General features: G+C 54.0%; 10 protein-coding genes. 5 read left to right on the top strand and 5 right to left on the bottom strand.

Annotated elements, in window-relative coordinates; genetic code table 11:
* Positions 1 to 395 precede the first annotated feature (395 nt).
* The 3 genes from ACAW87_RS07760 (at position 396) to ACAW87_RS07750 (ending at position 11,272) form a co-directional block, all read left to right on the top strand.
* Complete coding sequence (locus tag ACAW87_RS07760) at positions 396 to 8,576, top strand: cellulose binding domain-containing protein (protein ID WP_370722786.1); 8,181 nt, start codon at positions 396 to 398, stop codon at positions 8,574 to 8,576.
* Positions 8,577 to 8,934: 358 nt separating this feature from the next.
* Positions 8,935 to 10,068 (top strand): metallophosphoesterase family protein, encoded by a 1,134-nt coding sequence (locus ACAW87_RS07755; protein WP_370722785.1) that lies wholly within the window; start codon positions 8,935 to 8,937, stop codon positions 10,066 to 10,068.
* A 244-nt stretch (positions 10,069 to 10,312) separates the two neighbouring features.
* Positions 10,313 to 11,272, top strand: coding sequence for an NAD(P)-dependent oxidoreductase (locus tag ACAW87_RS07750; protein WP_370722784.1), 960 nt, complete (start codon positions 10,313 to 10,315; stop codon positions 11,270 to 11,272).
* 382 nt (positions 11,273 to 11,654) lie between these two features.
* On the opposite strand, the gene ACAW87_RS07745 is transcribed toward ACAW87_RS07750, so the two are convergent.
* Positions 11,655 to 12,524 (bottom strand): 3-keto-disaccharide hydrolase, encoded by an 870-nt coding sequence (locus tag ACAW87_RS07745; protein WP_370722783.1) that lies wholly within the window; start codon positions 12,522 to 12,524, stop codon positions 11,655 to 11,657.
* Between the two features lie 119 nt (positions 12,525 to 12,643).
* On the opposite strand from ACAW87_RS07745, the gene ACAW87_RS07740 reads away from it, so the two are divergent.
* Positions 12,644 to 13,480, top strand: a complete 837-nt coding sequence (locus tag ACAW87_RS07740; protein ID WP_370722782.1) for an AraC family transcriptional regulator — start codon at positions 12,644 to 12,646, stop codon at positions 13,478 to 13,480.
* A gap of 113 nt (positions 13,481 to 13,593) precedes the next feature.
* A complete protein-coding gene (locus ACAW87_RS07735) occupies positions 13,594 to 14,739 on the top strand; it encodes a redoxin domain-containing protein (RefSeq protein WP_370722781.1) in 1,146 nt (381 codons plus the stop codon).
* Between the two features lie 84 nt (positions 14,740 to 14,823).
* On the opposite strand, the gene ACAW87_RS07730 is transcribed toward ACAW87_RS07735, so the two are convergent.
* The 4 genes from ACAW87_RS07730 to ACAW87_RS07715 all read right to left on the bottom strand — a co-directional run bounded on the left by ACAW87_RS07730 (position 14,824) and on the right by ACAW87_RS07715 (position 23,584).
* Complete coding sequence (locus ACAW87_RS07730) at positions 14,824 to 17,379, bottom strand: carboxylesterase family protein (protein ID WP_370722780.1); 2,556 nt, start codon at positions 17,377 to 17,379, stop codon at positions 14,824 to 14,826.
* A gap of 138 nt (positions 17,380 to 17,517) precedes the next feature.
* Positions 17,518 to 18,876, bottom strand: coding sequence for a vanadium-dependent haloperoxidase (locus ACAW87_RS07725; protein ID WP_370722779.1), 1,359 nt, complete (start codon positions 18,874 to 18,876; stop codon positions 17,518 to 17,520).
* Positions 18,873 to 22,253, bottom strand: coding sequence for a VCBS repeat-containing protein (locus ACAW87_RS07720; protein ID WP_370722778.1), 3,381 nt, complete (start codon positions 22,251 to 22,253; stop codon positions 18,873 to 18,875). Before ACAW87_RS07720 ends, ACAW87_RS07725 begins: the two co-directional genes overlap by 4 nt.
* Positions 22,253 to 23,584 (bottom strand): c-type cytochrome, encoded by a 1,332-nt coding sequence (locus ACAW87_RS07715; protein ID WP_370722777.1) that lies wholly within the window; start codon positions 23,582 to 23,584, stop codon positions 22,253 to 22,255. The genes ACAW87_RS07720 and ACAW87_RS07715 overlap by 1 nt, the downstream gene beginning before the upstream one ends.

The following is a 23,584-nucleotide window of genomic DNA, read 5'->3' as shown; positions in this document are numbered from 1 at the left end:
CAACCAGAGCGGATGATCACTCTAGTTCATCCGCTTCCGGGTTACTGCTCAGTTATGAAACACCACGTTTATCTGCCCTCTCTGTTGACGCCAATCGGCCTCACGCCATACATAGGTGTGTTTGGGAACACGCCTGACAGGTTACCCGCCACGATAATACATCGACTCGTTTGGCAACTCTTCTGGCCGACGGGCTTGCGATTATCCTATTTGCCCCACCTCACAGCCTACGGATCTAACCAGGCCGCAACGCTTGATAGGTTGATCAACCGCTGACCGCTTTCCGCTTCACACACACCTCCTTTCTTTCTGTTTCCCCGGATTGGATCTGGCGACAGCCTGTCGCTCTGTATCCATACGAGTCCTCTTTATCTAGCTTATTCTCTACCATCTTTATGAACTCACGTGTACGTTTCTTTCAACAACTTACTGATTTGCGGCAATGGATACTGCTAGCGCTAGCCCTGGTCAGTATAAGCCTGGCGACCCAGGCACAAACGATACGCTACGTTAGGCCCATCGCCATCGGCAACGGTAGCGGCACTAGCTGGACTAATGCCAGTAGCAACTTGCAGGCCATGATCGATGCCAGCGCATCAAGCGATCAGGTGTGGGTAGCAGCCGGTATCTACAAACCGGGAGGTAACGCCAACACCAACCGAAGCATCAGCTTTGTGATGAAGAACGGGGTGGCTATCTATGGCGGCTTTGTGGGCAACGAGACGCTCCTGACTCAGCGTCCAGTTATCAACCCGACCACTGGGCAGCCCTCTAGCACGACCCTCTCCGGGGAGATTGGTAGCGCCGGTACTACGGACAACAGTTACCATGTAGTCAACAACGATCAGACGGGTATTGATAATACGGCGGTGCTGGATGGATTTGTTATTACGGGGGGGGATGCTGCTGGGGAGAATGGTAATGCCAGAGCGGGTGGAGGTATGCTTAACGTACTGACCAGTCCAACAGTACGCAACTGTAGCTTCCAGGCCAATACCGCTACCACCAGTGGCGGGGGGATGTACAATGGTGATGCCAATCCCCGCATGACCAACTGTAGCTTCCAGGCTAATATCGCTGTTGTTGGCGGGGGGATGTGTACTGTTGGCGGTAATCCCATTCTGACCAACTGTAGCTTTCAGGCTAATGCTGGTTCTGACAGTGGCGGGGGGATGTACAATAGTGGTGCAAACGTCCGCTTGGCCAACTGTAGCTTCCAGGCTAATACTGCCGGGATTGGCGGGGGAATAGACAATGAGGGCAGCAGTAGTTCTATCCTACTTAACTGTTCCTTCCAAAGCAACACGGCTAACAACGGGGGTGGCCTCTTTATCAATCCCAACAGTACTGCCAACCTGATCAACTGCTCTTTCCAGGGCAACTCGGCTAGCGATGGTGGTGCCGTTTATGCGGAGAATACATGCTCGCTCACCAACTGTGTGCTGTTTGGCAATGGCGGCGCCAACACCCTGACTACAGCGGGCCGTGGAACAGTGACGCTGCGCTACAGCCTGATCGAGGCGTCGGAAACCGGTTATACCAATGGGGGAAATAACCTGACCGCTACCGTCTCGCCCTTTGTGTCTACGACCTCCACCCAGCTTAACGGTTGTGCGCCCGCTATCGACGCCGGAAACCTCAGCGCGTACACGACGGCTGGTGGGCCCACTACCGATCTGGCGGGTAATCCGCGTCCCTATAACAGTGGACCGATAGACATGGGAGCTTATGAGTTTCAGGCGGCTTCTGCAAATATTGCGCTCACCAATCCCACTATCAGAAGTGGCGAAGTGAACGTGTTCTTTAGTCAGACCTTCAGCGCCTCTGGCGGGACATCGCCCCGCAGTTTCAGTGTGGCCAGCGGCAGCTTGCCTACCGGGCTGACCTTGTCAGCTGCAGGCGTTTTGTCGGGAACACCCACCCAGAGCGGCAGCTTCACCATCACCGTGCGGGCTACCGATGCCAACGGCTGTTCGGCGACAGGCAGTGCTTACGTGCTCACCATTGTGGACAACAGGCCCGTCATTGAGAACTTTGCCGCCGTCAACCCCACGGTTTGTGCGGGCAATCCCCTCACGTTTACCGCCACGGTTAGCAACATATCGGGCAGCTACAACTTCACCCTCACCAACGGGATCTCCACTTCTTTCACCGGTACCAGGGTAGGGGGTAGCTTTAGCCAAAACTTGACACCTTCAGGTGATGGTACGCAGAGCTTTACGTTGACTATCAGTGATAATAGCCAGTCGACACAGGTAGTTACCCAGGTAACGGTGAACCCACTGCCCATCGCCAGCCTGACAAGCAGTGGTCCCCTCAGTTGCACCAATACCAGTGTGACGCTGACTGCTGCTGGCGGAACCTCTTACACCTTTACCCGGGGTGGGGTAGTGGTTGGTACACCGGGCTCGTTGAGCACTGTGGAGGTAACCGAGTCAGGTACCTACTCGGTGCGGATAGCCAGCGCCAGCGGCTGCATTAGCACGACCAGTACTACCGTCACCAGTACTACGGCCACCGTTTCGCTCACCAACCCCACCACCAGAAGCGGAACGGTGAACGTGTTCTTCAGTCAGACTTTCAGCGCCTCTGGCGGAGCAACGCCCCGCAGTTTCAGTATAGCCAGCGGTAGTTTGCCCGACGGGCTGTCCTTGTCAACTGTGGGCGTCTTGTCGGGGACACCCACCCAGAGCGGCAGCTTCACCATCACCGTGCGGGCTACTGATGCCAACGGCTGTTCGGCGACGGGCAGTGCTTATGTGCTGACTATTGTGGACAACAGACCTACCATCGAGAATCTTGCCGCCGTCAATCCCACGGTTTGCGTGGGTAGTCTTATCACCTTTACCGCCACGGTGGGCAACGTATCGGGCAGCTACAACTTCACCCTCACTAATGGCATCAACACACCGACCACTGGTGTCAAGGTAGCGAGCAACTTTAGTCAGAATGTGCTGGCTTCAGGGGCTGGCACCCAAAGTTTTACCTTACTCGTTACGGGTAATGGCCTGTCGGCTCGGGCCACAACTGAAGTAACGGTGAGCCCGCTTCCCATTGCCGGCCTGAGCAACAGTGGTCCCCTCAGTTGCACCAATACCAGTGTAACCTTGACTGCTACGGGGGGAAGTTCTTACACCTTTACCAACAATGATGGTGAGGTACTGGCCGGAACGGGTAACAGCCGAACTGTCTCGGTAGCGGGCACTTACCAGGTGCGGATAGCCAACGCCAGCGGCTGCGTGAGCACGACAAGTACCACCGTTATTAGTAATACGGCCACCGTTACCGTTACCAATCCCACTACCAGAAGCGGATCGGTAAATGTGTTCTTCAATCAGACCTTCAGTGCCTCCGGTGGAACGTCGCCCCGCAGTTTCAGTGTGGCCAGCGGCAGCTTACCCAACGGGCTGAGCTTGTCGGCTGCGGGCGTTTTGTCGGGGACACCCACCCAGAGCGGCAGCTTTACCATCACCGTGCAGGTCACCGACGCCAACGGCTGTTCGGCGACGGGCAGTGCTTATATGCTCACCCTTGTGGACAACAGGCCCACTATCAATGGCTTCACGACACTGGATAACACCGTCTGTGTGGGTAGTCCTGTCACCTTCTTAGCCACGGTGGGCAACGTGACGGGGAATTATAATTTCACGGTAACCAACGGCACCAGCACCACCACAGGTACGTCCTCCAATACAAACTTCAGTCAGAACCTGACCGCTTCGGGCTCTGGAAATCAAACCTTCACCCTGACTATCAATGACAACAGCCAGTCGGCCAGCGCCACCACCAGCCTAACGGTCAATGCGCTGCCAATTGCCACGTTGATGTCTAACTTCGGGGGAACCTTGACCTGCGGGCAGACCAGCCTGACCTTGACGAGTTCGGGCGGTACCCATTATGAGTTTGCCCGCCAGGGAGGGGGTGGGATCCTCGGTATGAGTGGTGCGATTCCGGATGGCGTATTGCGTGACGGCTTTGCCATCGTTAATGCCAGTGGCGTCTACTCGGTCACAGTTAATAACAGCAATACAGGCTGTAGAAGCACAACAACGACCACCGTATACAGCAATACGGCTGTTATTACGGTCAGCAATCCGGCCACGGCCACTGGTATTCTGAATACCGCCTTCAACCAAACCTTTACCGCTTCGGGCGGCGTAGCGCCCCGCAGTTTCAGCCTGGCCAGCGGCAGCTTACCCAATGGGTTGACCTTGTCAGCTGCAGGAATCTTGTCAGGGACTCCTACTCAGAGCGGCAGTTTCCCTATCACCGTACAGGCCAATGATGCCAACGGCTGTTCAGGCGTCAGTGCTATCTATACTCTGGTGATCAACAGTGCCACGCCTACCCTGGCTGGGTTTGCTGCTAGCCCTAACTCGGTATGTGCGGGCAGTTCCGTCAGCTTTACTGCCACGGTGGGCAATCTCACGGGCAGCTACTCGTATACGCTTACCAACGGCAGCAACCCGCTGACTGGAACGGCCAGTTCCCCCATTTTTAGTCAACTCCTGACGGCCAGTGGAACGGGCCTACAAACCTTTACCCTGACTGTCAGCAGCAGTGGCCAGCTATCGAGGGCCACCACCTCGGTGACTGTCTCCCAACCGGCTGCCGCCAGCATCACCTACCCAGGTACGTTGTATTGCACCCTCAGCGGTGAGGCCACTTCGCCCACACTGACGGGTACCTCGGGCGGTACTTACAGCAGCAGCCCGGCCGGCCTGAACCTCAACAGCACCACCGGGCAATTCATTGCCAACACCAGCCAGCCGGGGAGCTATACCGTTACTTACGCTCTGCCCGCTCAGGGAAGCTGTCCGGCAGTGGTGGCCACGGCCATGCTGACTATTGCCAGTCCGCCTACGTTGGGCAGCATTGAGCTAACCCAGCCCACTTGCGCTGTGCCTACGGGCACCATTAGCGTGAGTGCCGTTGGGCAGGGCACCATCGACTATTCCAAAGATGGCATCACCTGGCAACTCAGCGGCGTGTTTAGTGGCTTACTGCCAGGAAGTTACACCATTCAGGCGCGGGCGCAAAGTGCCGCCGCCTGCATCAGAACGGTTAGCAACTTTACGATTGATCCGGTGCCTACCCGTACGGCCAGCATCAGCTACGCGGCTGGTCCTTACTGCCAGAACGCATCGACAACTTACGCCCCCACCCGGACTGGATTATCGGGCGGTAGTTTCAGCAGCAGCCCGGTGGGACTGAGCATCAATAGCGGAGGGACGGTATTCCCCGTTTTTAGCCAGCCAGGAAGCTACACTGTCAGTTACACGCTGCCCGCTCAGGAAAGCTGTCCGGCCGTGGTGGCCACCGCTTCCTTAACCATCATCGCGGCCCCCACTTTTGTCTTTGGTGGCGGCTTTCCCGGTACGATTCAGCCTACCTGCGTTAACCCAACGGGGACAATCAGCCTGAGTGCTACCGGCAGCGGTGCGGTCGAATACTCGCGGGATAATGGCGCCAACTGGCAGGCATCGGGCACCTTTGCCAACCTGCCGCCCAATCAACTATATACGATTCTGGCCCGGTCGGCGGTCAATCCGGCCTGTACCCGCAGCCTAAGCCTGTCGATCAATGCCATTCCCTCCCCGCCAGTGGCCAGCATCCTGACCCCGGGCGGCACCACGCTAAGCTGCACAACGCCAAGCCTGAGCCTGACGGCTACGGGTGGGGGCACCTATCGCTGGAATGACAACACCAGTTCGGCCACCAAGGTGGTGAACACCCCGGGTGTCTACTCAGTGACGGTTACCTCATCCGGTGGCTGTACAGCAACGGCCAATGTGACAATAGACGCTAACCAGACGGTTCCTCAAGTGAGCATCAGCGCCTCCAGCACCCTACTGACTTGTACCAATCCGTCGGCCACGTTGACGGCCGCAGGTACGGGTTCATTCCGTTGGAGTACGGGCTCGACCGAGAGCCAGATTAGTGTAAGTGCATCAGGTACGTACACCGTGGTTCTGACTTCGCCTAATGGGTGTACTGCTTCGGCCAGCATAACAATCGGCGCTGATCAGACCGTCCCTCAGGTCAGTATCAGCGCGTCGAGTACTGTCTTGACCTGTGCCAGTCCGTCGGCTATTCTAATTGCTTCTAGCACGGGTAGCGTTCGCTGGAGCACTGGCTTGACGAATAGCCAGATCAGCGTTTCTACGGCAGGATTGTACTCAGTAACACTGACTTCACCTAACGGCTGTACGGCGAGTACTAGTGTAACGATAAATGCCGATCAGACGGCCCCTCAGCTCAGCATCAGTGCGTCAAGTACAGTCATCACCTGCGTCAATCCGTCGGCCACCCTAACCGCTAATGGTACAGGCAGTTTCCGTTGGAATACGGGCTCGACGAATAACCAGATTAACGTTAGTGCGTCAGGTACGTACTCGGTGACCCTGACTTCACCGGTCGGTTGCACAGCATCAGCTAGTGTAACGGTAACCGCCGATCAAACGGTGCCCCAGCTGAGTATCAGCGCGTCGAGCACCGTCTTGACATGCGCTAATCCAACAGCCACGTTGACGGTTACTGGAACCGGTTCCGTTCGTTGGAGCACCGGCTCAACAGATACCCAAATCAGCGTCAGCGCATCAGGGAACTATTCGGTGGTTTTAACAGCGCCTAACGGCTGTACAGCATCGGCTAGCGTAATGATCAATGCAAATCAGATAACCCCTCAAGTGAGTATCATGGCCTCAACTACAATCTTAACTTGCGCCAGTCCGTCGGCTACGCTAACTGCTACTGGTACTGGTAGCGTTCGCTGGAGTACTGGCTCAACAGATAACCAGATTTTTGTAAATGCGCCGAGTACGTACTCGGTGACTTTGACATCACCTAATGGCTGCACGGCGAGTGCCAGTGTGACAATTAACGCGAATCAGACGGCCCCTCAGCTCAGCATTAATGTGTCAAGTACCGTGCTGACCTGTGCCAGTCCGTCGGCTACGTTGACGGCTACTGGAACAGGCAGCGTTCGCTGGAGTACAGGCTCGACCCAGACTCAGATCACGGTTTCTACAGCGGGTCTGTACTCGGTGGTACTAACGGCGGCCAATGGCTGTACCGCAATAGCTTCTGTCAATGTTGAGGGTAATACCAGCCTGAGCGCTCCGACTCTACTTAGCCAAAGTGGCCAATCCAACGTTACCGTAGAACTCAACAGCACGCCCGTTACTCTGCTGGCTAGTGGCTGTGCCGGTACGATCAACTGGACAGGCTCCAATAATACAGCGGGTACGGGTACGCCTATTCTGGTCCCTACCACCCAATCAGGTACGTTCATCTATCAGGCAGTTTGCCAGCAAGGTAGTTGCATCAGTTCGCCAGTCAGCGTAACAGTAAACGTGGCCGGTCGCCAGGTCAGTGGCCTGATGGTGCTACACCGTGATGTGGACAATTATGCCGATAATAACGCCGTGCAACCAGTGCTTCAACTGCTCAATACCAGCACGGGCTCACTTCCTATGTCTGGTATCACCCTGCGCTACTACCTGACCGTGGAGGGTGCCGCTGCCCTGAGCAACCTCTCGATCAATTACGCTCAGTTGGGCAACCAGAACGTGCGGCTGCGCTACGTGCCCCAGAACCCAGCCCAACAGGAAGCTTCAGGCTATGTGGAGTACAGCTTCACGCCCGAGGCGGGGAATCTGGCCGCCGGGGCCAACTCAGGCAATATCCAGAGCTACTTTGCCAAGAGTGATTATACCGGTCTCAATGAGCTGGATGACTACTCGTATGCCCTCGTGCGCGATCAGCTATTGGGTAACCCGCGCATCACAGCTTACTACAACGGGACGCTGATCTGGGGGGTAGAACCAGGCCGCTCCGCCCAGATACGGGTAGTGCGGGCCCTGACCGAGAGCAAGAACGGTCCCTCGGCTACCCAGATCAACACCTATCTGAACGTGCGTAACGAGGGGAATGTGGCCATCAATTACAGCGATCTGCGGGCCCGCTACTACTTTACCTCCGACGGTAATGAGCGCCTTCAGGTAGAAGTCGATGAGGGGAACGTCCGGGCTGAGCTGGTGAAGCTGCCCCAGGCCGTGGCGGGAGCAAACTATTACCTGGAGATCACCTACCTGCAAAGTGGGCAGCTGGCCCCGGGGGCCAGCACGGGCCGGGTTCGTTACCGCATCAGTAAGCCCGACGGGGGGCGCTTTGACCAGCGCAATGACTACTCCTACCAGGAGCAGCCCGCCGAGTCGAGCTCCAATGGCCGGGTAACTGTCTATGTGGCTGGCGAGCGGGTGTGGGGCAATGAGCCAAGTGGCTCGGCCCGTATGGCCTCAGTGGAGCCCACCCCTGAGCTGGAGGTCACCCTGCTGGGTAACCCCGTGCAGGGTGATCTGGTGCGGGTGCAGATCAGGGGAGCCAGCAAGGGGCCGTTACAGCTGCAACTGGTCAGTGCTCAGGGCCGGGTCATTACCAGCAAACAAGTGGCCCGGCCCCAGTCCATGGAGCAGCAGGAGTTGTCAGTCGTGGGTCAGGGACCAGGTGTGCTCCTCTTACAGATAAGCACCCCCACCCAGAGCCGGACCATCAAGGTGCTTAAAACTGAGTAGCACCCAGACCTACACCTGAGTCTACTAGGACCAAATGCCTTTTCGTGCCAGGACAGCAATTTGTCAGAAAAGCGGATGTCGAAGTTATGCGAGCCAGCATCGTGCTAGTACTATCATCGGGCTAACATTAGCCCGATGATAGTACTAGCACGATGCTGGCCAACGTCTCGACGGGTGAGGTCGCTCAGCTAATGAAAGGGAGTGAAAGGCCAGGTGCCTACGAAAGAGATTGTTCTGGTCTATTTAAAAGTCTTTGACCTGTTCTCAACCTCTGAGCGGTCCAGAAAATGGGGGTGGCTCAATAGGCTATCACTTCAAAAGTAACATCGGCTTAATAGTGCAGGTAGTACATTTGCGGATGAGCCCATTGACGATTCAAAAGCATACGACACCGGTAATCAAACTAGATCAGCCGGACGACAGCCATAAATTTCAGTCACTCCCCAAGCCTACAGGTAGCTATCCTTATCGGTTGTCCGCAGATGCTATTCTGCCGCTCAACGAGGACAAATTGGTCTTCCACATGGTTGGTGATACCGGCGGGAAAGCTAACCCTGATTTTCAGAAGCAGGTCGCCACCGAGATGGGTAGACAATTCACGGATGGCTTAGAGGAAAGAGACCGTCCGCAATTTCTTTACCACCTGGGTGACGTGGTATATCACTTCGGCGAGGCAACCCATTACTATCAGCAATTCTTTTCCCCCTACAGTGCTTATCCTGCTCCGGTATTTGCCATTGCCGGGAACCATGATAGTGATGTAAATCCAGGCAGCGAGGTGCCATATCGCAGCCTCGACGCTTTCAGTGCCGTTTTTTGTGATACTGTTTCCAGGAAGATCGGCTTTTGCGACGATACAGACAGGAAAAGTATGACACAGCCCAATATATATTGGACGCTGGAAACGCCCCTGGCAACCATCATTGGCTTGTATAGCAACGTACCCAAATATGGGGTTATTGGTAAAGATCAGCGTGATTGGTTTGTTAACGAACTGAAAGTAGCCGCCAGCCAGCAAGAAAAGGCGATTATTGTTTGTCTACATCATGCGCCTTATTCTGCTGATGTAAACCATGGTTCCAGTCTACCGATGATCAGCTTACTGGAAGACGCCTTCCGTGAGAGCGGCGTGCGGCCGGATATTGTCTTCAGCGGACACGTGCACAATTACCAGCGCTTTCATAAAAATTATTCTGACGGAGCAATTTTGCCATTCGTTGTTGCCGGGGCGGGTGGATTTGATGAACTGCATGCGATTGTACAAACACACCAAAAGGCTTATACAACCGAGCATGCGCTGGTTGAAAACGTCACACTGATGAATTACTGCGACACTCAGCATGGTTTTCTTAAGATTAGTCTGGAGCGCACCCCTGAAGGTATAAGCCTGTCTGGAGAGTACTACACGATTCAGCATCAACTAGAACTGAAAGAACATGCCTCACTTGCCGACCGATTTACCTACCATCTTAAAAGGAATTCATACTTATAGTCTCTTTCGCTCGTCTGCGCATTTTTTTCTAACAATTCAGGTGCAACGCTACAAAGTGTACCGGGTCAAACTGAGTTATTCGTTGATGCTGGATAAGAAGCTTATCGATGGTCAGATACGCCTAAATAAGAATTAATCAAGCTATAATAACCACAGATCAACCAGATTAACATCATTTACCCTGGTATCTGGTAAACATTTGTTCTTCCGGGGCAGTACCTATAGCGAATCATAAACTAGTTTCATGAAAGCCATTGCCTTTAGCGTACGCTCCTTCGAAGAACCTCTGCTTCGCAACACTGACCACCAACTGACCTTGGTCGAAGACCAGCTTAGCATTGATACCGTTGATAAAGCCAGGGGGTATGAGGCTGTATTGATTTTTGGCACGGATGATGCCTCCGCTGACGTACTTACGCGGCTACATCAACTCGGTGTTCGCTACCTGTTAACCCGTTCGGCCGGCACCGATCACATCGATCAATCAAAAGCTGATCAACTCGGTATTGATGTTAAAAGTATTCCAGCGTATTCGCCCGGTGCCATTGCTGAGTACGCCGTCACCTTAATGCTGGCGCTAGGTCGTCACCTGAAAGAGGCTACTGATAATGCACGCCAGTTCAACTTTAAACTCACCCGGCAACTAGTGGGCTTTGAACTGCGGGGAAAAACGGTGGGTATTGCCGGTTACGGTAATATTGGTCAGGCTCTGGCGGCCATTTTGGCGGGCTTTGGCTGCCAACTACTGGCCTACGACGCTAAGCCCGAGGCGGCCGAGGCTGAGTCAGCGTTGCCCGTTGAGTTTGTTTCCCTGGAAACCCTGCTTACCCGTTGCGATATCATTTCCTTACACCTGCCATTGACCGATGAGACCGAGGGGTTATTTGGTCAAAAAACGTTAAACCAAATGAAACGGGGCAGCATGCTGATCAACACGGGGCGCGGAGCTACCCTTAACACAAAGGATGTTCTGGAAGCGCTACGCAGTGGTCAGCTGGGATATTTGGGCATTGACGTTTATGAACATGAACATAATTTATTTTTTGAAGATCGGTCGGCCGAAGCTGACCCTGACCCATTGCTTGACGAATTATTGGAGTTGCCCAATGTTCTGGTAACCGGTCACCAGGCCTTTCTTACCCAGGAGGCTTTAGAAGCTATCGTCAGCCAATCGATGGAGATCTTAAGTGATTGGGAGCAATAGAAACGTCGGTTCCTGCTTGGTCTCGCCCAGGCACGCCGCCAAGTTTTTTTTGCAGAACAGGGTCACAACAAGCCTAAAAAACACGCAAATCCTGTTCATAGATTCGCTAGATCACCCATGGGTTCGATGGTAACGTAAAAGCGTTTTCAGACTGGCTCAGATCACCAAAGATGGCACTAGTCGTTCCTGAAACTGGGTTTCCAATTACCATTCTGGAAAACCTGAACGAGCTTGTTGCCCATCACACGGAGGAAGAAAAAAGGCAAGCCCTGAGTATAGGTAGTCAATACGCCACGGAGAATGCCCACCTTTCATCTACTCTTAACCCAGCCCAACGAGATTCATTCGTTCCAAATCAACGTGTAATTGAGCACATCACATTTCAGAATAAAGCAACGTACTCTTTGGGCAGGGCCGCCAGAGGCTTAATGCGGATGTCCCGGTAAAATACTTCGGCGGCTTCACTCTGTAGCTGAATCTGACCCCTAGTCATAGGTACGTCCGGCCCGTTGGGTTGTGTGTAGCGAGAATCTTTAAGCACCATCACCACATGGCCATTGACGATATGCAGGCTTTTCCCCTCGAAGCAAATCAGGTCCAGCCTCGTCCATTCCCCTGCCGGGCTTTCATAGTTGGCCGACCGCATGCAAAATCCATCACTACCGCTTTTGAAGGTACCATACGGTTGTTTTTCGTCGGCCACCCGGTTCATTACCCCCTCTGACTGGAAAGAACGGATGTCGATCGCCGAGTTTGCCTGACACCAGAAGTCGCCCATATGCCCTTCCATGATCTGAAACTCTTGCGAGAGCATCCATGAACGCCAGTATTCGGCACCCGCTTTCCCAATAGAATGATAGAGAATGCCCGAGTCGCGCAGTTTTGTTATTCGTGGTTCATATTTTCGAGTGCCCCACTTGACTTGTAGCGTCAGGTGATAATTGCTGTACGACTGACGGGTAAACAGACAACCGTATTTTTCTCCGCTGATCCGCAACACAGGCCCTCCCGGTTCGTTCAACACGGAAAAAACATGGGTATCGTCTTTGTTATAACCGATTGGTTCAATAGGCTTACCTGATGCATCGGTTGGTATTTTTCCATTATAATCAGGCTTGTGCTCATAGCTCAGGTAGTTTTCCCATTGGGTCAGGTTTTTGTCGAGCAATACAACCCACTCATCGGGTTTTTGCAGGGACATGAACAGAGGAGAGACGAATAAACTAACGATCAGAATGGCGGCGCGTTTCATTTTTATCTTTTTCTAGCAGGGAAACTAAGTAAGCAGACACAATAGTACGGCAGACCAATACTGAATAAATTGTACAAATTCATCCTTTATTGGTAGGTTTATACTTCCTGAACTGGCTTATGAAACGCTACACTTTACATACCCCTTTTAACATTTATCACTTCGAGGCTACCACCTGGATGCATGCCGTCCATAAGCATACTTATTTTGAGATTATTTTTATACTGAGGGGAAATGGACTTCATCATATCAATGGTAACACATTCGACTATAGCCAGGGGGATGTGTTTCTGTTGGGGCCGGAAGATTACCATAATTTTACTATTCAGGAAGTAACCGAGTTTTGCTTCATCCGCTTCAATGAATCGGTTCATAAGCAGCCCGAAAGAGATAGTCCGTCTCCCTGGGAGCCGATCATTAAAACGCTGTTGACGACCTCTTCCCAAAGTCGGGGGACTATTGTTGCTGATCAGCAGGAAAAGCAGAAACTACATTACCTACTGAAGGTGCTTGAAGAAGAATATGAACGGGAACAATCTCCCTATTTCGTCATTATTCGGGATAGTCTCTTACGCAGTATGCTCATGATTCTGGCCCGTAATCTGTTTGGCCAGACACCGGCTCATATGCTGACAACTGACTCAGTAGAGGGCATTCTTCTGTACGTCCGGCGGCATATCTACGAGCCTGATAAACTGGGCATCGACCACCTGGCCAACGTATTCCATTATGCACCAGCCTATATCAGTCTGTTTTTCAAAAAGCAGACCGGCGAATCCCTGAAGCAGTACATCATCAAGCACAAAATCAAACTCATTGAGGCTCGTTTGCTTTATAGTTCGATGACGCTGGCTCAGATTGCCGATGAATTTGGCTACACGGATGAGAGTCACTTGTGCAAGCAATTCCGCAAATACACAGGTTGTACGCCAGGCGCGTTCCGCCGACGGTCTTGATCAACAGGCCAGTGTGCCCTTATGATAAAGAACAATCAGACAACTGTGAAGCATCGCTGCTTTAGGCTACATTTAGCTGCTTGACTGTATTCCCAGAGCCTCTACCCGTTGACATGATGCGCTTTAACCCTTTCAACAATTCGAAGCGGCTCCGCAAGCTGCTTTATAGCACATTGGCTTTGCTGTGTTTATGGGCTTCCACCACCTTTGCTCAGATAAAACCTACGCAATCCTTTACGTTAACCGGCCAGGTAGCCCAGCCCGTTAAGGGAAAAATCCGTGTTCTTTCTCTGGACAGTACACTAGCCTATTCCGCCCCAATCGTAGACCGTCGATTTGTAGTAAAGGGCAGGCTGACTGAGCCCGGCTTATACCTGGTTCAGCTTGATACCAACGCCCGGCTGTATCCTGTTTTCCTGGAAGGTTCATCCATCCAACTAACCATTCAGAGCAACGGCATGTACAAGGTCATGGGATCTTCTATGCACGATAAATGGAAAGCCTACACGGACCTACTCGACTCGACTAGAAATCAGGTAATCGACCTCTCTCAGGCGCGTAGCCTGGCTATTCAAAAAGGCGACACCGTGCTTTCTAGCCAATTATGGGCACAGAACATCTCCGTGAGTCGCTCCTATTTTATGCGCAGGTCAGCAATGATCGCCCAGAAACCCTACACCTTTTTTAACCTGTTTTTATTAAAGGATGCTGGCCAGGAGGATGCCTACTCGGTCAATATGCTGAATGAATACAGGGCTAATCTGGGCCACTATCCAACCTTTCAACAGTTCGATCAGGTACTCAAGATACGAGCGGCTAACCGACAAAAGGTGGTTGTCGGTCAGGAAGCCTATAATTTCATCCTGCCCGACAGTACAGGTGTCAGCCATAGTTTAGCCGCCAGACGAGCAACTAAAAAACTAATACTGGTTGACTTTTGGGCGAGTTGGTGTGCTCCTTGTATTAAAGAATTTCCCGGCCTAAAGGCCCTTCATGAAAAATATGCCAACCAGGGGCTGGAAATTGTTGGTATTTCAACCGATAAAGAAGCCAAGCAATGGCTGGGTGCTTTGTCAAGACTACGGCCGGCCGGTCTTCAACTCACATTGACGGACAAAAACCCCGTCAGTGATAATTATGCTGTTTATTCCATACCTCAGACCTTTCTGATCGACCAGCAGGGAATCATCAGAGGCATCAATTTGACAGGCGATGACCTGGATAAGAAGGTAGCTGAATTATTGGCAGAAACTCGCTAAGTGCGGCGGGTCGGGGAGCACCCTGGATGTTAAGTATAGCCTGGTAAAGACAGGCTATACTTAATATTGGTGATCTAGCGAAAACTACCGTCCGCCATTAGCTTCCGTAGAGGCAGTTGTCGAGAGGGACCAGTTGTTGTCGTAGAAACCGGCGGCGCGCAGGCCTTTTGCTCCCTCCCTCAACATGTTAATGTCAAATATCATGTAATCAGGGAAACCGCTTCCACCAGCAAAGTACTGGTTTGCATTAGCCGCCTGCATGCCAGCAATACCCGTACCAGCTATTACCGCCACCGAGGCCGTGGGGCTATCCTGACGGGGCCATACAAAGTACGTACCCAGGTCCTGTCCGGAATAGCGCTCAGTACCGAGTACCAGCTCTCCCCGTTTTACCTGAATCGGGCAGTTGTTCAACAACAACGCCCAGGCCCGGTTGGTGGTTTGATTGCCGTACAGGACTACACTCCGGTTGGCATACTGCGCCGGATCAAACGCTTTATCAGCCACCATATCAACAGCCCCGTTGCCGCGGTAATACCACGTTTCGGCATCATAGCGGGCTTTGTTGTAAGCCCATTCGTTTTCCTGGGCCGTGCCGGTTGTGCCGTAAACAAAAACCATTCGGTTGTTAAAAGCCTCTTTGAAGGTACCGTTTCGGCGTGGATTTTTCTGGGCTGATGTCGGCGCTTCCGCCATGACCCAACGATCACCCTGACGGCGTAGCAGCATCGTATCACTAGCACTGCGAGTGGTATGAGAAATAGCCGATTGTCCGTCGAGAGTAATGGTTATGGACTTTCCGCCGCCGAACTCGTTGAGCGCCACCTTCAGCAGGGCCACGTTGGCGGTGGTACCGCTGATTGCTTTAGTGGTACGGGCCAGTTGTATACGGCTATACTCCAGGGGCTTTTGTTGCTGCTCTATCGACGCCCAGCGGTAACCCGCAGATACGCCAGGATTGGCCGTTGTGAAGTCGATGGTGTTGACGGTCGAATCCATCGGTATCTGGTGCCATTTGAAGAAGTCGAACAGGGGCTTCCAGTCAACGCTGTGATCGCCGAACCAATGGCTACCGCCGGGGTATTCGTAGTAGCTCATATCGGGTTGCGAGTTGCCCAGGAGTTTGCGCATCTGCCGGGCATAGGTGACAGGAACGGTTCGGTCAGCGTCGCCGTGAAAGACGTATACGCCCAGCGGCTTATAATTACTTACCAGTTGCAGCACATCGCTCTGATTGGCGGCACGGAGCAGGGTTTGTTCCAGGGGGTTACTGCTGCCGGCGGGAATGACGCCGTCGGCCGAGCCATATTCTTTCAAGGTGGGATAACCGGCACAGGGAGCAATAGCGGCCCACTTATCCGGATAGGTGGCGCCCAGAAACCAGGTGCCGTGTCCGCCCATCGAGTGGCCGGTCAGGTAGATGTGGCGCGGGTCGGGTTTGAACTGGTTTTTGGCAATGCTCAACACCTCAAGGGCGTCAATTCGGCCCCAGTCTTCCCAATTGAACCCACGTGGCCGACGGTTGGTGGCTGCCACCAACGTACCCCAGTCTTTGGGTTTATAGGCCCGTGCTTGTCCACTTGCTTCTACGCCCGCCCCATGCACCGACAGGAACAGGGCCGCCGGTTCCCCGCTATCGGTCACCGCTGTCTGCGACTGTGGCGTTACGGCGTAATACTGTAGACTACCGTCGATCTGGCTGGTGAATGTTTGGCTATACGATGCGCCCGGGGCAGTTACTTCTACCGGCATTGTTCCTTCATCGATCACCTTGCCTTTTTGGATGAGGCTTAACTGACATGTCTGGGGTTCTTTGGTCTTCACCCCGCTCCCGTTAAAGGCAAAGGCTACCTTCCGGCTCGATAGGGCAGGAATGGCGGGTAACGTCGTAGTTTGTTCCTGGCCCGCCACCCGGCTCTTCAGTTGTAGGTTTGTCAGCGGCTCGTTAGTAGTGTTGATAACGACAAGTGCCCCTTTCAATTCTGTGTTTGATTCGCCCAATCGAATACTTGGCATGGTAGGATCATCTGTTTTTAGCAGGGCCGTACTGGTCGGGAAATCCAGTGTGGCTACAACCGAAGTACCGCGGACATAAAACTCGTTGATTCCTTTTTTAAGGCGTACCGGGATATGCATATAGCCCATGCTGTAGGCGTCGCCCATGTGCGGTTCGGCATTGACGTAGACATGGCTGTTTCCCCGAATGTTGAGGATGGCCACCTGCTGACGCGGCGATGAGTAGGTCAGGTACGTGTATCCGCCTGCACCGCCCAATCCCCCGCGCAGGCTACCCGCCGTTACGCCCGGCCCGGCCGGAGCGCCACCGCTTCGGGGAGCATTGAAACGGGGCCTGAGCCGGTTCAAACTGTCAGCCGATACGCTCATCCACCTGATCTCCCGACCCTGCTCATCTTTACCAAAAAGGGCGTCGGCGGTAGGTTGGGTTACCGTTTTCGTGTACAGCTGATAGGCGAGCGGATCGGTATAAATGGCTTCTCGGCCGTAGCGGCTACCTGTCAGGGCTACCAATCCGTTGGTAAACCGGTGGGTCGTAGCTACGTTAGCGGGTGGCGTTGGCTGGGCCTTTAGTATTGGGCTGCCTAACAAGGTGAGTAATGCAATAATAAGGGTGTTTTTCATAACTGGTAGGTTTGATTGGCCGCAAATCGTTTGAGGCCATAAGATACATATGGTTTTTAAATTTTTTTAATAACTTAATTTTTCTCCTTCCAACGGTGTGGCATGACCTATTTGGCTTGCCCTGGCACCGGCTATTCGTTACCGTTTTGCTGGCAGCGCGATGAGTTGTAGCTTTTTCAATACCTGACGACCTACCTGTAGCCCTTGCTGTTGCCCGCTGATAATGGCCTGGCGATAATGGATACCCCCGTAGAGGCGACTGATACCCGCTTCATCAGCCGCCTGATGAAACGAGGTGAACCGCCTGGAAGGCAATCCGAATGCCACTTCCGTACTGTCGGTAAATGCCACTGATGAGCCAAATAACTCGGTAAGCACTACCGCCGAAGCCGTAGAGATAACACTATGGCCACTAGGGTATTCGGGGAAAGGAGGTGTTTGCAGCATTGGTTTCCAGCCTTCATCAATATGAGCGTTGATGTAGGTTTCGGGCCTAATGATGTTGTACCGGTATTTATCGTCCCAGCAGCTGATAAAGCCGTCGAACAGGGCAACCGCCGTCAACAGATAAGCCGCGCTGGTTTTGTGCAGATTAGCCCCTGCCTGTCGAGCCACCTGTCCGGTAATGGCCAGCCAGTGCCCACCCGGTGAGAGCTTCTTACTGGCAAAATTCATGTGCCCCTGGGTATTGAGGAAAAAGGGATTGCAGTCCCAGTAGTTGGCAATCAGTTGTTGTTCTGACGTGAGCTTCTGACTTATATCCCGTACGTCAATGGCCATCTCGTGGAAAGCGCTATTGGCCGTGGTGGCAAAAGTGGGCGGAGGTGTCACTTTGAACTGTGCCGCCGAATCGAGCGCAAGAGGTCTGATTCGGCGCCAGTAGGGCTCAACGGCAGCCATATACCCCGGAGGTGTGGGGAGCCAGGCACCCGCTTTATTTTGCGGTGTGTAGCGTCGAAGCGCCCGCGTTTGCCGGTATTGGTCGCCCATAGCCCATGCCATGATATGAGCGGCCATTTGCTGCCCAACTTGCTGTGAGGCAGCGATAGTCTGGACCGAATAACCCTGCTGGGCCGCCTGTTGCCACAGTTGCGCTGCCAAGGAGTCGAGTCGCTTTTCCGAGAATACCAGCCCCCGACCCACAGCCAGCAGGGCCGCCGTAGCCGACAAAGCGGGCTGAAAGCCACTCGCCGTGAGCGAAGGGGGCGCGGTCAGCCCCGGCAGTTGTCCCGCCGCCGATGGGTATTGGCCCGGTTGGGTGGCAACCAGCGTTTCGTAGGCGGCGGCATGGGCATACACGTAGATGCGCGAGGCCACCGGCGGCGAAAAGATATCCGCTACGATCACATCCGTCAGCAGGTCGTGGGCCCGGTGGAAAAGCTGCCGCTCAAAAGCGTCGTTGCTCATACCCGGCCGGTGCACCGAACTTACCTGAGCTGAACTGGCCAGGGTTAGAAGGCCGAAGCAAAACCAAAGAATCACGGTTCGTCTGCTCATCGTTCAAAGCCGACCAGCGGGCCGTTGTTGGTGGCAAAAAAGAACCGTTTGCGGTTTGTCCCGGAACGTACCTGTACACCCGTGCGAATGTCGCCGCCCGCCCACAGGCCAGTCTGACGGGGAGGTAACACCTGAAACGTACCACGTCCATCCCCCCGCAGCACCGCGCCGAAACTGGCGTCGCAGGGGCCATGCTGCACCCGGTATGCGTGAAAATTACCCGCTATGATCAGGTCTGTTTTTCCATCACCATCCCAGTCGTCGGCGAGTAGGCTACTGAGGCGGGATAACTGAGCTTCTATAGGAAACGACTGGAACGTGAACGTGCCTTTACCCGCGTTCAGAAACACACCGGAGGCCAGCTCACGTACCTCAACAGTCGTTGCTTTGGCCAGGGCCTGCTCCCCAAACAGGGTTTCGACCGTGGCATCGGCGTACTGATGGTAACGGGTAAACCGTTTCCGGAGCGGCACCACCTGATCGAGCATTTCGTCGCGGGAAGGGGCCGGATAGGCTTTTCCCTGCACATAATACACCCATACGGGATCGAGTACACCGTCGGCGTCAATGTCACCCGCCACCACGCTCATGGGTTGAGTCGAACTGGCCCGGAATGAGTTGTTCAACCCAGCATTACCGGCCACAATGTCCAGGTCGCCGTCTTTGTCAAGATCTGTCAGCAAGAGCGAAGCCCACAAGCCGGTAAGCGGAACTGTCCCTGCATATTGGGTACGTTCAGTCAGTTTCCCCTGCTGATTCCTGAAAATGCGAACCGGCATCCAGTCGCCTGCCAGCACCAGATCCGGTTGTTTATCGCCGTCCATATCGCCCCAGGCAGCCGCCTGCACCATACCCGCCTGCCGACAGGATGGGGCTAACTCGTCGGTTACGTCGGTGAAGCGAACAGGCCCGCCCGTAGGTGTATCGTTGCGAAGCAGGTAACTGTTGGAGGGCATGGGGAAGGCCCCCGCTTTGCCCCGCCCGCCAACGAACAGATCCAGATCGCCATCGCCGTCGAAATCAGTGGTGGCGAGGGCCATTTTGCTGTCACGCATCGTGGGCAGAGCACTGGTAACCGCAGAGCCGAAGGTGCCCTGCCCGTCGTTGAGGTAGAGCCGGTCCTGAAACTCGGGAGAACCTGCTTCGTATTCGTTGCCGCCACTGACGACATAGAGGTCAAGGTCGCCATCGCGGTCAGCATCGAAGAAAAGGGCATTTACATCTTCGCAGTTTCTATCGGACAGTCCCACAGGCTGCAGACTGCGGCTAAACGTACCATTAGCCTGTTGTAGCCATAGTTCACCGGGCTGTTCTACCGCTCCGCCTAGGTACAGGTCATCACGGCCATCGCCATTAACATCACCCGCCGCCAGTGCCGGCCCCAATCTTGAGAGCTGATACGGAATCAGTACTTCCACTTTAAAGTCGACAAACTCATTTTCGCGGTGACGATAGGGCAGAATGGCGGGCATAGGCAATGGTCTGAACCAGGGGGTAATGGCGGCTGCAACAGAGGTTGGTGTGCCCGGCGTATCTGGTTGACGAATGGTCAACGTTTGTCCGATGGTAGGATTGAGTTGCCGGGTCTGCCTTCCATCGGGCCAGTATACGGTGAGGCGCTTAACGGTCATTGCTTCACCCAGTCCAAAGTGCAGCGTGGTCTCCACCGAAGCCTGATAGCCCCGCACAGGAGACACGGTTTGTAACTGATGGCCTGTTGTTGTTTCCAGCACCACCCGCGCGCCAATTGCCTGAGTATTGCCCCCGGCACCCGCCAACCGCACCCGGATAAATGCGCCGGGATTTGGGCGTTGCGCTGCGTTGTTGCGATAGAGTGAAGCGGGCTCATTCTGGTGACAAACCACTAAATCAAGGTCTCCGTCGCCGTCAAAATCGGCGTAGGCCGATGCCCCCGAAACGGCGGGCTGATCTATTCCCCAAGCGGTTGACTGGTCGCTGAAGGTCAAGTCGTGGTTGTTGCGAAAAACGTAGCTCGACAGCCGGTTTGAGGGCATTTTTTTGACCAGATCGAGCGTCTGAAAGTTCAGATTTCCCTTCGCGGCTTCGGTCAGTTTGGCGTCGGCAACGGTGTACTTCATGAAATCCAGGTCTGTGAAATCGCGCAAATACCCGTTCGACACAAAAAGGTCTTTCCAGCCATCGTTATCAAAGTCGGCAAGCAGAGCCGACCAGCTCCAGTCGGTAGCTGCTACGCCCGCCAGTTGTCCCACTTCACTGAACCGAAGCTGTCCGCGGGGGTCAGTTCCCTGATTCAATTGCAGCATATTGCGCATCTGCTGACGAACGTACCCACTGTCAATCAGCAATTTGTAGGCGTCGTATTCGTCGGGTCCTTTAAGCATTTTCTGCCGGTGGTTATCCGCGGGCAGCATGTCGAGGGTCACGATGTCGGGCAGGGTATCGTTGTTATAATCAGCCAGGTCGCATCCCATCGAAAATTTCGAGGTGTGGCCCATGCTTGCCCGGATAGTCTCCTTAAAACCGGTGTGGTTCCCTGCCGCGTCGTGCTGATTCAGGTAGAGGCAATCCTGCTCGGTGTAATCGCTGGTAGTGTAGAGGTCGGGCCAGCCATCTCCGTTTAAATCCGCAACGCCCACGCCCAGTCCGAAATTGATTGGATTGTTCAGAATGCCTTCGGTTAGGGTGACATCGGTAAAGCGTCCCCCATCGTTGCGGAGCAGCCGGTTGCCATGACGCATATCGGGCGTGGCTCGGAGCTTGCGGGTATTGAGTAGTGGATTGAAGGTGTGATTGGAATGATTGAGCACAAACACGTCAAGGTCGCCGTCGCGGTCGAAATCGAAGAAAGCAGCCTGCGTGGTTTGCGTGCCCGGCAGATCAAGACCGTAGCGCTTTGCCTGTTCACTGAAACGGGGTACCCCACCGGTTACTCCCTCGTTGATAAACAGCTCATTGACCAGTTTGTGGGCCGGAAACTTACCGGAGTGGCACACATACACGTCGAGTAAACCGTCGGCGTTGATGTCGACTACACTGACACCCGTACCCCAGCTGCCATTGCCTGCAACACCCGCCGTCGCTGTCACATCCTGAAACTGCCAGTTACTCTCCGTACCTGTTCGGTTTAGGTAAAGCTTATGGGCGACGGTATTCCCTGAAAAAAACAGGTCGGCGCGGCCGTCGTTATCAAAATCTCCAACTCCAACCCCATTGCCGTTGTATAGATATTCGTACTTGAAGATGTGCAGCGAATCGGTCTCGTCGATCTGGTTGGTGAAGTGTACTCCCGTTTCCTGTGCCGACAACCGGGTAAACAGCGGACGTACGGGCGGGCGCATAGCCCACCAGCCGGTGGCTGTCAACAACAAGACCGTAATGAGCGCAAAACGTCGCATCAGTCGAAAGTTCGGTTTTCGTCGCCGGGTTCGTAGTTGGTGTAAATCAGAATGAGCGTCATCATTTCCTGGTCGCTCCGCATCTGCCCGTCGGACGTGATGAGCCGGGCCGGTTTATTGGGGTTCATGGGGTTGGCGTCAGTGTTGTCGTACGTACCTATCACGTTCACCACCGAACCCGTCGGCAACACTACCGGCTTCTGATAGCGATACAATTCCTGCCAGCGGAAATCCCAGTCGGGGATGTGGACCAGCCGCAGTGTATCGGCGTTGGGCAGGGTGGCATAGGCCGTAAACTCCTTGCCAATCTGGTGCATATGAGGCCAGGCGTAGAGCAGTGTGATTGGTTTATTCTGGTAGGCTACTTCTAAACTACAGGTCTTGGTTTCGCCGCCAAATAGAAACAAGGGCGGGTTTATGTTCTTCTCGGCGATTCCTCCCGATCCTAGACTAATCACGCTGACCTTCCGTTTGATAGGTGTCTTCTTGAAGAAAAAATTAACGCCGCTGATGACCTCCTGCTCAGTGGCTGATGGCCCAAAGTGGACGGTTAGCAGTACTACACCCCGTTTGGGCATCACCCAGCCCATATCGGCCGGATAGGTTTCGGGCGATGCTCCGGGAATCCAGCCGCCGTAGTAAGTCATCGTTTTTTTGTAGGGCAGCCACTCCTGGTAATGCCAGGCGTCGATAGCCCCCAGATCGACCTGCTCGATGGTGTTGGTGAGCGAAATAGTCGTATCCGGAACAGGGTGAATGGCGAAATTGGCGTGGTGAATTGCCTTTTTGTTGGTCGATGTAAATTCAAGGGCGGCCACGTTAGCTTCTTCAGCCAGTTCAAACGGAATCTTGAAAACCATAAACCGCTCTACGCCGTCGCCTCCCTGCCGAAAGGGGTTGGATGGTTTGAGCGTTAGGTCAGGTTTACGCTCGTAGGCAGTACCCGCCGCCGCACGGGCTTGCAGTTGTTCTTCGGCTTCTTTGCGCACTTTCCCCTTTGGTAATCCTGCGTCGATCCAGCCAGTAATTGCCTTTATCTGATCGGGTGTCAGGCTGCGTTTGTTAGCGAAGGAGACGTAATGGTCGTCGGCTCGCCAGGGGGGCATATACCCTGTACTGACTACTTTTTTGATGAATGTTGCCCGCTTAGCTATGTCCTCATAGGTGATTAGCGAGAACGGAGCCGCCTCGCCGGGGCGATGGCAAACCGCACATTTGGCGTGCATCAGGGGCTGAATGTCCTGGTAAAACGTGGGCGTTTGCGCCAGGGCATTACCTGAACACAGGCACCACAAACCAACCAGCGTACCCAGTAAACGTGTTTTCATCAT

Origin of the sequence: Fibrella aquatica (assembly GCF_041321135.1) — a bacterium.
In the GTDB taxonomy this organism is placed as follows: Bacteria; Bacteroidota; Bacteroidia; order Cytophagales; family Spirosomataceae; genus Fibrella; species Fibrella aquatica.
The sequence above is the reverse complement of the archived record's forward strand: the minus strand, read 5'-3'. Positions and strand labels throughout refer to the sequence as shown.

Bases quoted from the DNA above. Each gene is read 5' to 3' on its own strand.
- ACAW87_RS07760 (WP_370722786.1), top strand. From the start codon at position 396: ATGAACTCACGTGTACGTTTCTTTCAACAACTTACTGATTTGCGGCAA.
- ACAW87_RS07755 (WP_370722785.1), top strand. From the start codon at position 8,935: ATGAGCCCATTGACGATTCAAAAGCATACGACACCGGTAATCAAACTA.
- ACAW87_RS07750 (WP_370722784.1), top strand. From the start codon at position 10,313: ATGAAAGCCATTGCCTTTAGCGTACGCTCCTTCGAAGAACCTCTGCTT.
- ACAW87_RS07745 (WP_370722783.1), bottom strand. From the start codon at position 12,524: ATGAAACGCGCCGCCATTCTGATCGTTAGTTTATTCGTCTCTCCTCTG.
- ACAW87_RS07740 (WP_370722782.1), top strand. From the start codon at position 12,644: ATGAAACGCTACACTTTACATACCCCTTTTAACATTTATCACTTCGAG.
- ACAW87_RS07735 (WP_370722781.1), top strand. From the start codon at position 13,594: ATGATGCGCTTTAACCCTTTCAACAATTCGAAGCGGCTCCGCAAGCTG.
- ACAW87_RS07730 (WP_370722780.1), bottom strand. From the start codon at position 17,379: ATGAAAAACACCCTTATTATTGCATTACTCACCTTGTTAGGCAGCCCA.
- ACAW87_RS07725 (WP_370722779.1), bottom strand. From the start codon at position 18,876: ATGAGCAGACGAACCGTGATTCTTTGGTTTTGCTTCGGCCTTCTAACC.
- ACAW87_RS07720 (WP_370722778.1), bottom strand. From the start codon at position 22,253: ATGCGACGTTTTGCGCTCATTACGGTCTTGTTGTTGACAGCCACCGGC.
- ACAW87_RS07715 (WP_370722777.1), bottom strand. From the start codon at position 23,584: ATGATGAAAACACGTTTACTGGGTACGCTGGTTGGTTTGTGGTGCCTG.